This window comes from Pseudomonas lutea (assembly GCF_000759445.1).
In the GTDB taxonomy this organism is placed as follows: domain Bacteria; phylum Pseudomonadota; class Gammaproteobacteria; order Pseudomonadales; family Pseudomonadaceae; genus Aquipseudomonas; species Aquipseudomonas lutea.
The window spans coordinates 390198-404157 of the sequence record NZ_JRMB01000003.1; the positions used below are offsets into that span (position 1 = coordinate 390198).

12 protein-coding genes are annotated in these 13960 nt (G+C 60.7%); 8 read left to right on the top strand and 4 right to left on the bottom strand.

What is annotated here, in order from left to right:
- Positions 1-21: 21 nt before the first annotated feature.
- Together trmA and LT42_RS22580 are read right to left on the bottom strand one after the other, a co-directional pair.
- Positions 22-1107: a tRNA (uridine(54)-C5)-methyltransferase TrmA gene (gene trmA, locus LT42_RS22575; protein WP_037018418.1), complete on the bottom strand. Its 1086-nt coding sequence runs from the start codon at positions 1105-1107 to the stop codon at positions 22-24.
- Complete coding sequence (locus LT42_RS22580; RefSeq protein ID WP_037018421.1) at positions 1104-2396, bottom strand: NCS2 family permease; 1293 nt, start codon at positions 2394-2396, stop codon at positions 1104-1106. Before LT42_RS22580 ends, trmA begins: the two co-directional genes overlap by 4 nt.
- Before the next feature lie 306 nt (positions 2397-2702).
- Here LT42_RS22580 and LT42_RS22585 point away from each other — a divergent pair, with 306 nt between their 5' ends.
- From LT42_RS22585 to LT42_RS22620, 8 genes are all read left to right on the top strand, one after another.
- Entirely contained in the window at positions 2703-3227 is a 525-nt protein-coding gene (locus tag LT42_RS22585) for a (2Fe-2S)-binding protein (protein ID WP_037018424.1), read from the top strand.
- Positions 3224-4210, top strand: coding sequence for an FAD binding domain-containing protein (locus tag LT42_RS22590; RefSeq protein ID WP_037018426.1), 987 nt, complete (start codon positions 3224-3226; stop codon positions 4208-4210). Before LT42_RS22585 ends, LT42_RS22590 begins: the two co-directional genes overlap by 4 nt.
- Positions 4210-6429: a xanthine dehydrogenase family protein molybdopterin-binding subunit gene (locus LT42_RS22595; protein WP_037018428.1), complete on the top strand. Its 2220-nt coding sequence runs from the start codon at positions 4210-4212 to the stop codon at positions 6427-6429. Before LT42_RS22590 ends, LT42_RS22595 begins: the two co-directional genes overlap by 1 nt.
- Positions 6430-6675: 246 nt before the next feature.
- The gene (gene choX, locus LT42_RS22600) at positions 6676-7617 is read left to right on the top strand and encodes a choline ABC transporter substrate-binding protein (RefSeq protein WP_037018431.1); all 942 of its coding nucleotides are present in this window, start codon (positions 6676-6678) and stop codon (positions 7615-7617) included.
- A 45-nt stretch (positions 7618-7662) separates the two neighbouring features.
- Positions 7663-8598 (top strand): alpha/beta hydrolase, encoded by a 936-nt coding sequence (locus LT42_RS22605; RefSeq protein WP_037018433.1) that lies wholly within the window; start codon positions 7663-7665, stop codon positions 8596-8598.
- 348 nt (positions 8599-8946) lie between these two features.
- Positions 8947-10386, top strand: a complete 1440-nt coding sequence (locus tag LT42_RS22610; RefSeq protein WP_037018436.1) for a cytochrome ubiquinol oxidase subunit I — start codon at positions 8947-8949, stop codon at positions 10384-10386.
- A gap of 3 nt (positions 10387-10389) precedes the next feature.
- The gene (gene cydB, locus LT42_RS22615; protein WP_037018438.1) at positions 10390-11397 is read left to right on the top strand and encodes a cytochrome d ubiquinol oxidase subunit II; all 1008 of its coding nucleotides are present in this window, start codon (positions 10390-10392) and stop codon (positions 11395-11397) included.
- A 56-nt stretch (positions 11398-11453) separates the two neighbouring features.
- A complete protein-coding gene (locus LT42_RS22620; protein WP_037018441.1) occupies positions 11454-11642 on the top strand; it encodes a DUF2474 domain-containing protein in 189 nt (62 codons plus the stop codon).
- A gap of 726 nt (positions 11643-12368) precedes the next feature.
- On the opposite strand, the gene LT42_RS22625 is transcribed toward LT42_RS22620, so the two are convergent.
- Together LT42_RS22625 and LT42_RS22630 are read right to left on the bottom strand one after the other, a co-directional pair.
- Positions 12369-13493 (bottom strand): methyltransferase, encoded by a 1125-nt coding sequence (locus tag LT42_RS22625; protein WP_037018444.1) that lies wholly within the window; start codon positions 13491-13493, stop codon positions 12369-12371.
- A gap of 146 nt (positions 13494-13639) precedes the next feature.
- Complete coding sequence (locus LT42_RS22630) at positions 13640-13888, bottom strand: helix-turn-helix domain-containing protein (RefSeq protein ID WP_052075371.1); 249 nt, start codon at positions 13886-13888, stop codon at positions 13640-13642.
- Between the last annotated feature and the right edge of the window lie 72 nt (positions 13889-13960).

Consider the following 13960-nt stretch of genomic DNA (forward strand, 5'->3'; position numbering starts at 1 on the left):
TTCTCCTGATGGGCAGTAAGGTCAGCGGCGAACCAGCAGCACGCCTGATTCCATGTGATGGGTGTAGGGGAATTGATCAAACAGCGCACACCGTTCGACCCTGTGGGTGTCATGCAACTGAGCGATATTGGCGGCCAATGTCTCCGGGTTACAGGAGATATACACAATGCGCTCGAAGCGTCGCGTCAGTTCGCAGGTGTCGGTGTCCATGCCTGCGCGGGGTGGGTCGACGAACACGCTGCCAAAATCGTAGCTTTTCAGATCGATACCCGCCAGACGACGAAACGGGCGCACGTCATTCAGGGCCTCGGTCAGCTCTTCGGCCGACAGACGCACCAATGAGACATTATCCACTGCGTTGTCTGCCAGGTTGCTCAGCGCCGCATTCACCGAAGTCTTGCTGATCTCGGTGGCCAGCACCTTGCGCACCCGCGTGGCGAGTGGCAGCGTGAAGTTGCCGTTGCCGCAATACAGCTCGAGCAAATCATCCTCCCGCTCACCGAGCGCGTCGTAGGCCCAAGTCAGCATTTTCTGGTTCACGGTGCCGTTGGGCTGGGTGAACGCGCCTTCCGGCTGACGATAACGGAAGGTCCGCCCGGCGACTTCAAGCTCTTCGGTGACGTAATCCCGACCGATGACCAGACGCTGTCCCTTTGAACGGCCGATCACGCTGACCTTCAAATCGGCCGCCAACTGCTCGGCTTCGCGTTGCCAGGCGTCATCCAGAGGGCGGTGATAGCACAGGGTAATCATGCCGTCACCGGCCAGCGTGGTCAGGAAGTCCACTTGGAATAGCTTGTGGTTGAGCGTCTTGCTGCCTTCCCAGCGATCCCGCAGCACGGGCATCAGCGCGTTGATCTGCTCGCTGGCGATAGGGAAATCATTGATCAGAATCGGCGTGTGCTTATCGCCCGGCGTGAACATGGCGTAATGGCGCTTGCCGTCATCGCGCCACAAACGAAACTCGGCGCGCAGGCGGTAATGCTCGCGTGGCGAATCGAAGACGTGAGGCTCTGGCGCCTCGAACGGCGCCAGCAGCTCGCGCAGGCGTGCGGTCTTCGCATCGAGTTGAGCGGTGTAGCTCGCGGGGTCGAACGTAGAACTCATGGATAAAAGCCCAGCTTGATCACGAACAGAACCGAGAGCACGACCAGTGCCGGATTCAGCTCGCGGCCGCGACCCGCCAACAGCTTGATCACGGTCCAGGAAATGAAGCCAAAAGCGATGCCATTGGCGATTGAATAAGTGAACGGCATGGCCAGCGCGGTGATCACGACCGGAGCTGCTTCAGTGATGTCGTCCCAGTTGATTTCGGCAAGGCCCGAGGTCATCAACACGGCGACGAACAGCAGGGCAGGTGCGGTGGCAAAGGCCGGGACACTGCCTGCCAGTGGCGCGAAAAACAGGGCCAGCAAAAACAGTACGGCAACCACGATGGCGGTCAAGCCCGTCCGCCCGCCGGCGCTTACGCCTGCAGCCGACTCAATGTAACTGGTGGTGGTCGATGTGCCCAACAAGGAACCGGCCATTGCCGCGGTGCTGTCAGCGATCAGCGCACGTCCCATTTTAGGCATGTGCCCGTCCTTGCCCATCAGGCCGGCGCGCTTGGCGACGCCGATCAAGGTGCCGGAGTTGTCGAACAGATCCACAAACAGGAACGAGAAAATTACGCTGACCAGACCGATGTTCAGCGCGCCCGGGATGTCCAGTTGAAGGAAGGTCGGTGCCAGGGACGGTGGCATCGACATCACGCCGCCAAACGGCGAGTAGCCCAGGCCAATCGACACGATGGTCACCGCCAAAATGCCGATGAGTACGGCGCCGCGCACTTTCAGGGCTTCCAGGCCAACGATCAGGGCAAAGCCCAGTGCCGCGAGGATTGGCGCCGGTTTGGCCAGATCGCCAAGGCCGACCATGGTGGCCGGATTGCTGACCACGATGCCTGCGTTGTGCAGCGCGATCAGCGCCAGAAACAGGCCGATGCCGGCTGCAATGGCCGAGCGCAGCGGCAATGGGATGCTGTTGATGATCCATTCGCGGATGCGGAAGATCGACAGCAGGAAAAACATCACCGCCGAGATGAACACCGCGCCCAGCGCTACCTGCCACGTGTGGCCCATGTGCAGGACCACGGTGTAAGTGAAGAAGGCGTTCAGGCCCATCCCCGGCGCAAGGGCGATCGGGTAGTTGGCGATCAGGCCCATTACGGTGGAACCGATGGCCGCCGCCAGGCAGGTCGCAACGAAAATCGCGCCCTTGTCCATGCCGGTTTCGCCAAGGATGCTCGGGTTCACGAACAGGATGTAGGCCATCGCGAGAAAGGTCGTGATCCCGGCCAGAATTTCGGTGCGCACATTGGTGTTATGTGCCCTGAGTTGAAACAACCGCTCCAGCATTTAAGGCTCCCCGGTGACGCCTCGCGTCATTTATGTAGTCGACTGAAACAGCAAAGCACAGCTCACCGAAACGGCTTGCACAAATTCTGCCAGTTGCAAAAAGCCGCGCATCATACCAGCAGCTCCGGGCGATGGGGCCCGGCGCTTGTCGTCGAATTGCAAAAGTCCGAATCGCCGTTGGCAACAAGAGGGCGACGCTGCGGCAAAACGCCCGTCATAAACCCTGAACGTTTACGAAACCGCACAAGTCGTACCCCTTAAGACGCAGATCACTGCGCTGATCGAGTACCTACCGTGAGGCTTTCCATGAGTGCAACCAATCAAGCGGCCACCGCAGGGCATTCCATCGCTCTGACGTTGAACGGCCAGACCCGACAAGTGGACGTGCAGCCCTGGACCACCCTGCTGGATCTGCTGCGTGAGCAGCTGGATCTGGTCGGCACCAAAAAAGGCTGCGACCACGGCCAATGCGGTGCATGCACCGTGCTGCGCGACGGCAAGCGCATCAATGCCTGCCTGACCCTGGCGATCATGTGTGACGGCGCAGAGCTGACCACGATCGAAGGACTCGCCGATGGCGATACCTTGCACCCGATGCAGCAAGCGTTCATCAAGCACGACGCGTTTCAGTGCGGCTACTGCACGCCGGGGCAGATTTGCTCGGCGGTGGGCCTGGCCAATGAAGGCCGCGCCAGCACCGATGATGAAGTGAAAGAACTCATGAGCGGCAACCTGTGCCGTTGCGGCGCCTACAACAACATCCGTGCGGCAGTGGTCGAAGTGCTGCCCTCCATGGCGGCGGCACCCGATCAAGGAGGGCGCGGCCAATGAATCCTTTTAGTTACAGCAAACCTTCGGACATCGCTCAGGCGGTCAATCTCACTGGCCCCACCAGCCGGTTCATTGCTGGTGGCACCAACCTGCTGGATTTGATGAAGGAAAACGTCGCGCGCCCCGAGCACCTTATCGACATCACGGGCCTGCCGATGAAGGACGTGCGTGCCACGGACAGCGGCGGCGTGATGATCGGCGCGCTGGTGAGCAATGCCGATCTGGCGTGGCACCCACTGATCGAACGTGACTATCCGCTGCTGTCCCAGGCCATTCTGGCCGGTGCTTCGCCGCAGCTGCGCAACATGGCGAGCACCGGGGGCAACCTCCTGCAACGCACTCGCTGCTACTACTTTTACGATACCAATACGCCGTGCAACAAGCGCGAGCCGGGCACCGGGTGCCCCGCCAAAGACGGTTTGAACCGCATCCACGCGATCCTCGGTGCAAGCGACGCTTGTGTCGCCACGCACCCGTCGGACATGTGCGTTGCCCTGGCAGCGCTTGAAGCACGGGTTCACGTTCAAGGCCGTGCCGGTGCCCGGGTGATCGAGTTCGCCGACTTCCACCGCTTGCCCGGTGATGCGCCGGAACGTGACAACCAGCTCGCCGACGATGAGTTGATCACTGCCGTCGAATTGCCCGCACCGCGTTTCCAGCAGCATAGCCACTACCTCAAGATTCGCGACCGCGCTTCTTATGCCTTCGCATTGGTGTCGGTAGCGGCAGCGGTAGAGCTGGACGGCGACGTGATCCGGGATGTGCGCATCGCGCTGGGCGGCGTGGCTCACAAGCCTTGGCGCGATACGGCCGTGGAGCAGTCCCTCAAGGGCCAGCCGGTCTCTCGTGAAAACTTCGTCGCCGCCGCCGACGCGATGCTGCGCAATGCCCAGCCGCTGGCGCACAACGCCTTCAAGATCAAGCTGGCCCGTCGCGCAATCGTACGCGCTCTGAGCGACGCCACCTTGGGAGGAAATGCTTAATGAACGCCAAGATACCTACTTCGGCAACGGGCTCCGCACTCGGGCAACCCATGGACCGCGTCGATGGACGACTGAAAGTGACAGGCCAGGCCCGTTATGCCGGCGAGTACCCGGAAGCCGGCCTGCTGCATGGCAGCGTGGTTTCCAGCAGCATCGCCAGCGGTCGCGTCGTGCGCATCGATGCCTCGCAAGCACTTGCAGTTCCGGGCGTGATCGCGGTCATCGACCACACCAACCGCCCTCATATCGCCAGCTACGACGAAGACTATCAGGACGCAGACGCGGCCGAAGGCTCGCCGTTCCGTCCGTTCTACAACGACCGTGTCCTGTACAGCGGTCAGCCGTTGGCGTTGGTGGTAGCAGAGAGTCTTGAGCTGGCACGCCACGCTGGCTCGCTGGTTCGCATCGAATATGAAACCCAGCCGCACCAGACCGATCTCAGCGTTGGCCAAAGCGACGCACACACAGCTCCGGCCGAAACGCCGGAGCCGCGCGGTGATTTTCAGGGCGCCTTCGCCCAGGCCGCGGTGTCCGTCGATGCGCACTACAGCACGCCGAACGAGCATCACAATCCGATGGAGCCGCATGCGTCCACGGTGTTTTATCAGGCTGACGGCAGCCTCGAGATTCACGATAAAACCCAGGGCACGCAGAACTGCCAGGACTACCTGCACAACGTCTTCGGTCTGGAAAAGGATAAGATCCGCGTGCTTGCTGCCTTCGTCGGTGGGGCATTCGGTTCCGGGTTGCGTCCTCAGTATCAGCTGCCGCTGGCCGTCATGGCGGCGCTCAAGCTCAAGCGTTCGGTACGCCTGACGCTGACTCGCCAGCAGATGTTCACGTTCGGCTACCGGCCGCACACCCTGCAGCACATGCGCCTTGGCGCTCAGAAGGACGGCAAATTGGTGGCGGTCTCTCATGAGGTCGTTGGCCAGACATCGCGTTTCGAAGACTTCACCGAGCATGTCGTGGAATGGAGCGGCATGCTTTACCAGTGCGATAACGTGCAGTTGACTTACAAGCTCGCCCCACTGGACGTCTACACGCCGCTGGACATGCGAGCGCCCGGCGCTGCCTCCGGCATGGTCGGGCTTGAGTGCGCAATGGATGAATTGGCCGTTGCTGCGGGCATCGACCCGGTACAGCTGCGGGTGGCCAACTTTGCAGCCAGCAATGGCAACGAAGGCAAGCCTTACTCCAGCAAGGAGCTGTTGGCCTGCTATCAACAGGGCGCAGAGCGTTTTGGATGGAGTAAGCGCAACCCTGAGCCGCGCAGCATGCGTCAGGGTCGTCAGCTTGTGGGTTGGGGCATGGCCGGTGGTGTGTGGGAAGCCATGCAGATGCCAGCCAGCGCCAAGGCCAGTATCGACAGCACTGGCAAGATCACCGTCAGCAGCGCCACCACCGACATCGGCACTGGCACTTACACGGTCATGACTCAGATCGCCGCCGAGGCGGCCGGCGTCAACCCTGAAGACATCACGTTCGTGCTGGGCGATTCGTCGCTGCCGACAGCGCCGCTGCAGGGCGGGTCTTTCACGGTTTCGTCTGTCGGGACAGCGGTCCAGCAGGCGTGCCGTGCCTTGCGCGCCAAGCTGCTCGACGCCGTGCGCATGGCCCACCCGCAATACGCGGTGGTGGACATGGACGATGTGGGATATGGCGACGGTTACCTGCTCATCGATGACCAGCGCTTTGCTTACGCCGACATCGTGCGCGAATCGTCCCATGACGCCCTTGAAGTGCAGATCGACGCCAAGCCTGACGAGAAGCGTGACGCGTATTCAACAGCCACTCACTCGGCGGTGTTCGTCGAAGTGCTGGTGGATGAGGACCTGGGCAGTGTTCGCGTCAACCGCGTGGTCAACGCGGTGGCCGCGGGTCGAGTGGTCAACTCTAAAACCGCGCGCAGCCAGATTCTCGGCGGCGTGGTCTGGGGCATCGGTCAGGCCTTGCAGGAAGAGACCCAGACGGATCACAACCTTGGGCGCTTCATGAATCACAGCCTGGCGGAGTATCACATCCCGGTGAACGCTGACATCGGCGAGATCGACGTGTTGTTTGTCGAAGAAAGCGACAGCATCGTCAACGACCTTGGCTCCAAAGGCGTCGGCGAGATCGGCATCGTCGGGGTGGCATCAGCCATCGCCAATGCGATCTACCACGCCACGGGCAAGCGGATTCGGGAATTCCCGATCACGCTGGATAAAGTGCTGTAACCAACGCCTTAGCTCGTACCCTGACCGTTCCCACGCTCTGCGTGGGAACGGTCATCTGCCGCTGAACGCCTCCTCATTCGATGTCGCCCCAGTGCAAGCACAGGTCGCGCTGGTGCGCCTGTTGCCTTGACCCTCTGCGTACCTTGCGTCAACACGGCAGCCGTCGCACTGCCGCGTGTCTTCAAGCCTTGAAAAACTGCCGAAAAGAGCTGAATAAAAAATATCGAGCCGACCCGAGGAGCACGCATGAATCCATTAATCCGTCATATCAGTTGCGCTGTATTAATGTTGAGCAGCACGGCCCTCCTGGCTGCAGAGCCCGCCAAATGCCAAAACGTACGCATGGGCGTGGTCAACTGGACCGACGTTGTGGCAACCAGTGCGGTAGCCGAAGTGCTGCTGCAAAACATGGGCTACGAGGTCAAGCAGACCAGCGCCGCTCAGCAAATTGTCTTCGGCGGTTTGCGCGATGACCGCCTTGACGTGTTCCTGGGGTACTGGAAGCCGGCGATGGACAAGAACATCGCCCCCTTCGTGGCGGCCAATCAGGTCAAAGTGCTCGAGGTGCCCAGCATGAGCGACGCTCAAGCGACGCTGGCAGTGCCGGACTATGTGGCATCGGGCGGGCTGAAAACCTTCGCCGACATCGCTAAATTCAAGGACAAGCTCGGCGGCAAAATCTACGGCATCGAACCCGGGACCGGCGCCAACGCCAATATCAAAGGCATGATCGAAAAGAATCAGTTCGGGCTGGGTGGTTTCCAGTTGGTTGAATCTGGCGAGGCGGGCATGCTGGCGGCCGTCCAGCGCGCGATCAAGCGCAACGAATGGGTGGTTTTCGTCGGTTGGACCCCACACCCCATGAACATCAACATGAAAATCGCGTACCTGACCGGCAGCGAAGACGTGTTCGGTCCGGGCGAAGGTGCGGCAACGGTATCGGTGGTCACGGCGCCGGATTACGCCTCCCGTTGTCCGAACGTCAGCAAGCTGATGAGCAACCTGAAATTTACCGCCGCCCAGGAGAGTCAGATGATGGTGCCGATCATGGACCGCAAGGCACCCAATGATGTGGCCCGCCAGTGGCTCAAGGACCACCCTGAAGACATGAAGCGCTGGCTGGATGGCGTGACCACCTTCGACGGCAAGGACGCGATGACCGCCGTGCAAGTGGCGATGAACAAATAGCAGCCCGAACCAGCGGCGCTGCCATCTACCAGATCAGAGGAGCTTATGCCCAAGCCTTACCCACTGTCCGCCGAGATGACGGCCTTTGTGGCGAAAACCCTGAGCTTCAGCAGTCCTTCCGATGACATCGCCGAGCAGCGTCGTGCCTATGCGCGAATGTGTGAGGCGTTCACGCCCGCGCGCGCGCCGGATCTGGACGTGAAAGACTTCACCCTCGGTGGCGTGCCGGTGCGCAGTTACCGGCCTCAGCGCCTGTCCCTCGAACACCCGGCGCCGTGCGTGATGTATGTGCACGGCGGCGGTTGGGTCGTGGGCGATCTGGATTCCCATGACTTTTTGACCGCCGGGCTGGCAGCCGACCTGAATGCCGTGGTCATTGCGGTGGACTATCGGCTGGCACCCGAGCATCCGTTTCCGGCGGCCTTCGGTGATTGCCTGAGCGTCTGGCATGCTTTGCAAGTGAGCGCGCTGCGGCTGGACATCGACCCGCGGCGCATTGCCATTGCGGGAGACAGCGCCGGTGCCAGTCTCGCCGCTGCTGTATGCCTGGCACTGCGCGATGGCGGTGAGCGCCAGCCGGTTGGGCAGGCGTTGATCTACCCAGAGCTTGGCGGCAGCCATGATTTGCCCTCCCGCCGCGAGTACACCGACGCGCCCCTTCTGTCCGCGGATGAACTGGCGTTCTACCACCGGTTGTATATGACAGACGACGAAGAATCGGCCTACGCACGTCCGCTCAATGCTGCCGATTTCCATGATCTGCCGCCGGCATTCATTGCCGTCGCGCAATTTGACCCCTTGCGTGACGATGGCATTTGTTACGAGCGCGCATTGCGCGAAGCCGGGGTTCGTACGGAATTCAACCTGGGGTTGGGGCTGGTTCATGGCAGTCTGCGGGCGATAGGCCAGGCGCCAGAGGCCGATGCCCTTTATCACCGTCTCACCTCGGCGCTTTTAGGCTTCATTCGCAAACCTCTATGAGCGGCAGCCTTATCGATCATCACGACCTGCTTGGGCGCCCTGCCGCTTGCAGGGACGTTTGATCCGCTTTCCAGCCGCTGCTCTCCCTTTTCAGGTGAGACAACTCGCCACGCGACAAAAGACCACGCAGAGCAGGCGCCGAAATGGGACTACTCTTTCCATGTCAGCTGACCTGGATCAATACGCTAGCCGGTATTGATTGACTCGCCGCCTGACGCATCCCCCTGCGTTGCGACCCGACCGCGTGATCAAAAAGAACAAACGCAAAACGTCGTACTCAATACACCGTGGGGGCACTCGCTGCAGGCCCCGAGTCTGAAGCCAGTTCCACCTGACAGAGGAAGACCTATGTTCGGCTTAGAGGCGCTCGATCTCGCCCGAATCCAGTTTGCGTTTACGGTTTCGTTCCACATCCTTTTCCCCGCGATCACCATCGGTCTGGCGAGCTTTCTTGCCGTGCTTGAAGGCTTGTGGCTCAAGACCCACGACAACACCTACCGTGACCTTTATCACTTCTGGTCAAAGATCTTTGCCGTCAACTTCGGCATGGGTGTCGTTTCCGGGCTGGTCATGGCTTACGAGTTCGGTACCAACTGGAGTCGGTTCACCGATTTCGCCGGCGCAGTGACCGGCCCGTTACTCACGTACGAGGTGTTGACCGCCTTCTTCCTTGAAGCAGGATTCCTCGGAGTGATGTTGTTCGGCTGGAACCGGGTCGGCCGCGGCCTGCACTTTTTTGCCACCGCCATGGTTGCGGTGGGCACGCTGATTTCGACCTTCTGGATCCTGGCCTCCAACAGCTGGATGCAGACGCCGCAAGGCTACGACATCGTCGACGGGCGTATCATCCCGGTCGACTGGTTCGCGGTGATTTTCAACCCTTCCTTCCCTTATCGCCTGACCCACATGGCGATTGCTGCGTTTGTCGCCACGGCGTTCTTCGTTGGCGCCTCGGCGGCCTGGCACTTGCTGCGCGGCCGTGACAACCCGGCCATCCGCAAAATGCTGTCGATGGCCATGTGGATGGCGTTGATCGTTGCGCCGATCCAGGCGATGGTCGGTGACGCCCATGGTCTGAACACCCTTGAGCATCAGCCAGCGAAGATCGCGGCCATCGAAGGGCACTGGGAAAACGTCGGTGACGAACCGACCCCGCTGATTCTTTTCGGTATCCCGGACATGAAAGAGGAGCGGACCAAGTATGCGGTCGAGATTCCTTACCTCGGCAGCCTGATCCTGACCCACAGCCTGGACAAGCAGATCCCGGCGCTGAAGTCCTTTCCGCCTGAGGACCGTCCCAACTCGCTGATCGTCTTCTGGTCGTTCCGCGTGATGGTGGCACTGGGCTTGCTGATGATCGCAGTGGGTCTGTGGAGTGCATGGCTGCGCTGGCGCGGCGGGCTGTACACCAATCGCTGGTTCCTGCGACTGGTGATGTGCATGGGACCCGCGGGGCTGATCGCCATATTGGCAGGGTGGTTCACCACTGAGATCGGGCGCCAGCCGTGGGTGGTGTATGGCCTGATGCGCACGGCCAACGCCGCTTCACGGCACAGTGTGGAGCAACTGACCATTACTCTTGTGTTGTTCGTCGTGGTGTATTTCCTGCTTTTTGGCACAGGCTTCGGTTACATGATGCGACTGGTTCGCAAAGGGCCGAAGACTCAGGAAGGCGATAACGCAACGTACGGCGGACCGGGTCAGAAACGCACGCCGGCGCGTCCTCTCTCTGCTGCTGATGAAAGCAGCACAGACAACCGCAAAGACAGTCTCACTGAAGGGAATTGAGCCATGGGTATCGATCTTCCACTGATCTGGGCCGTGATCATCATCTTCGGCGTCATGATGTACGTCATCATGGACGGCTTCGATCTGGGCATCGGGATACTGTTCCCGTTTATGAAGGACAAGACGGACCGCGACGTGATGATGAACACCGTCGCGCCAGTCTGGGACGGTAACGAAACCTGGCTGGTGCTGGGTGGCGCCGGCTTGTTCGGTGCGTTCCCCCTGGCGTACTCGGTTGTGCTAGAGGCGCTCTACCTGCCGTTGATCTTTATGTTGATTGGCCTGATTTTCCGCGGCGTGGCTTTCGAATTTCGGTTCAAGGCCACTGACATCAAACGTCACTTGTGGGACAAGGCGTTCATCGGCGGCTCGCTGGTTGCGACCTTCTTTCAGGGCGTGGCATTGGGTGCCTACATCGACGGCATCCCGGTGGTTGACCGTGCCTATGCCGGGGGAGGGCTGGACTGGCTGACTCCGTTTTCGCTCTTTTGTGGTCTGGCATTGATCGTGGCGTACGCATTGCTGGGTTGCACTTGGCTGATCATGAAGACCGAAGGTGCGTTGCAGAAAGCCATGCACGATCTGGCGCGTCCGCTGGCCATCGCAACGCTGGTGGTGATGGCGATTGTCAGCCTGTGGACGCCGTTGGCGCATCAGGACATTGCGGATCGCTGGTTCACGCTGCCGAACCTGTTCTGGTTCATGCCGGTGCCGGCGCTGGTGGTGTTGACCATGTATGGCCTGTTCAAGGCCGTGGCACGCAACGCCAACTACACGCCGTTCCTGCTGACGCTGGTGCTGATTTTCCTGGGCTACAGCGGCTTGGGCATCAGCTTGTGGCCAAACATCATCCCGCCTTCAGTGTCGATCTGGGCAGCTGCGTCGCCGCCTCAGAGTCAGGGCTTCATGCTGGTCGGTACGCTGTTCATCATTCCGTTGATCATGGGTTACACCTTCTGGAGCTACTACGTATTCCGAGGCAAAGTCACCCACGAACACGGCTATCACTAGCAGGCAGCGGCTCCGGTTAATTGCCGGAGCCGGCATGCGGAAAAGAGGATTGAGCAATGTCCGGTAAAGAGTCTTTCCAGCATGAACACGAACGCCAGCGTGAAGTAGATCCGGCGCGTAACAAGCCTCTGTGGCAGCGCATCGGATGGCTGCTGGTCATCTGGACCGGCAGCGTGTTGGCGCTGGCGGTCTTCGCCATGCTGCTGCGCATGTTCATGACAGCGGCAGGCATGAAGTCTCATTGAGCCTTGCGTTTGATATAAACCCGCTGCGGCGGGTTTTTTCATGGGCGGGCGTTCGGAGGCGCCACCCGCCTGGGGCATCCAGGTCTGTGTGCTGCCGCAGATCCGGGGGTGGGTGCCACGGAATCCATTGTGGGAGTGAGCTTGCTCGCGAACGTGTATCGCCAGCCACCATGGATGCAGCCTGACCCACCGCATTCGCGGGCAAGCGCGCTCCTACAGGTCTCGTGTCTGCGGCGACTCCGGGGCATTTACCCAAATCCATTTGCAGGATGTTGCTGCAGTGGATCCGGGGATTGACCCAAATCCATTGTAGGAGCGCGCTTGCCCGCGAAAGCGTCTTTTCAGTCGCCAGGGATGCAATCTGACCCACCGCGTTCGCGGGCAAGCGCGCTCCTACAGGTCTCGCGTCCGCCGCAAATCCCCGACATTCACTGCAGTCCATTTGTAGGAGCGTGCTTGCCTGCGAAAGCGTCTTTCCAGTCGCCATGGACGCAACCTGACCCACCGCGTTCGCGGGCAAGCGCGCTCCTACAGGTCTCGCGTCCGCCGCAGATCCGCGACATTCATTGCAGTCCATTTGTGGGAGTGAGCTTGCTCGCGAAGGTGCATCGCCAGCCATCATGGATGCAACCTGACCCACCGCATTCGCGGGCAAGCGCGCTCCTACAGGTCTCGGGCGTGCCGTGAAGCTTACGCCCGGGCGTTAGCGGTTTCGCCACCCATTGCCTATTTACGCGCTTTGAGGATCACGAATTTCGGCGTTGCAGCCACTTGCTCCACACCTCGAAACAAACGGGCTAGTTTGCTGTGATACCCGAGATGGCGATTGCCGACGATGTACAGCGCGCCGCCGGTGACAAGGGCTGACCGCGCCTGCTGAAACATACGCCACGCCAGGAAGTCGCCCACGACCTGTTGCTGGTGAAACGGCGGGTTGCACAGGACAACGTCCAGCGAGTCCGGCTCTTGCGCCGCCAGGCCGTCGCCCGCTTGAATCGTTGCCGGACGCTCCCCGAGCGCCAACGCCCAGTTCTCCTGCGCTGACTGCACGGCCATGAACGACTCGTCGACCAGCGTGTACTGCGCGTCCGGGTTGGCCAGCGCGCTGGCGATGGCGAGCACCCCGTTGCCGCAACCAAGGTCTGCAACCCGCGCGGTCCCCAGGCCCTTGGGCAGGTACGGCAAAAACGCCCGAGTGCCGATGTCCAGCCCGTCGCGGCAGAAGACGTTGGCATGATTGACCAACTCGATTCTGGGTTCGTCCAGCGTATAGCGGGTGGGGTAGGGCGAGGCCTGAAAGGCTTTTGATTCGGGGGTACATATCAGCAGGCGCGCCTTTTTCACCGCAAGCGAGGCTTGAACCGGGCCGATATATTCCTCCATCAATTCTCCCGCCGAGCGAGGCAGGTGCTTGATCATCCCGGCAGCGACGACCCTGGCACCTAGCGCCAGCTGTCCCTGCAAACGGATGAGCTGCTCTTCAAGCAAGGCCAGAGTTTTCGGCACACGAATCAGTACCCAGTCGAACGGCCCTTCCAGAGGCGCACTGGCGGCAATGACTGGTACCGCATCGTAAGCCTGGCCGTTGCGCACCAGATTCTTTTCCAGCGCCTGGACGGCCAGGTACGAATCCGTGCTGCTGACCACTGCAGCGTGAGGCGCAAGGCTGGCTGCCAGCGCACCAAAGCTGTCATTGAGCACCAGCACCCGTGTCTGCAGCGTTACGCCCTGTTCAGCCACGTGGTTGAGGAGGTATTCGTCAGCAGCGTCAAAAGCCTGCAGGGGCTCGTCCGACTGCTCCGGCTGGCGGATAAGGTCGAGCTCGGCGAAAGGCGTGGTAAGCAATGGCATGGGCGAAGCGATTCCAGTCGTTAAGGCGCAATCGGCGTATCGACAGGCGTTACGCACGTCCCGATGGCGTCGGGCGCGCAAAGCCGGCGATTTTACGTGTTTTTCAACCCTGCGCACCGACCTTTTCGCCCTGCTCCGACGTGGTGCTAGAACGCCCCGCTCAACGCTGCCTTGACCACGGCCTGAATCTTGTTGCTGACGCCAATCTTGCGAATGGCGACGCCGACATGGAAGTTGACGGTGCGTTGCTTTAGCCCAAGGATGATGCCCACCTCAGCGGCTGTTTTCCCCTCGGCAGACCATTTCAAAACCTCCACCTGTCGTTCAGAAAGCCCCTTATAGATGATGGGCCGCGACGTAAGCATGCCGTCATTTTCAGGATCGAGAGCTTCCATCGTTTACCTCCATGGTAAATGTGAATGTCCTGATCCCAGTCTAGGGAAAGCGCGGGCAACATTATTGACCGC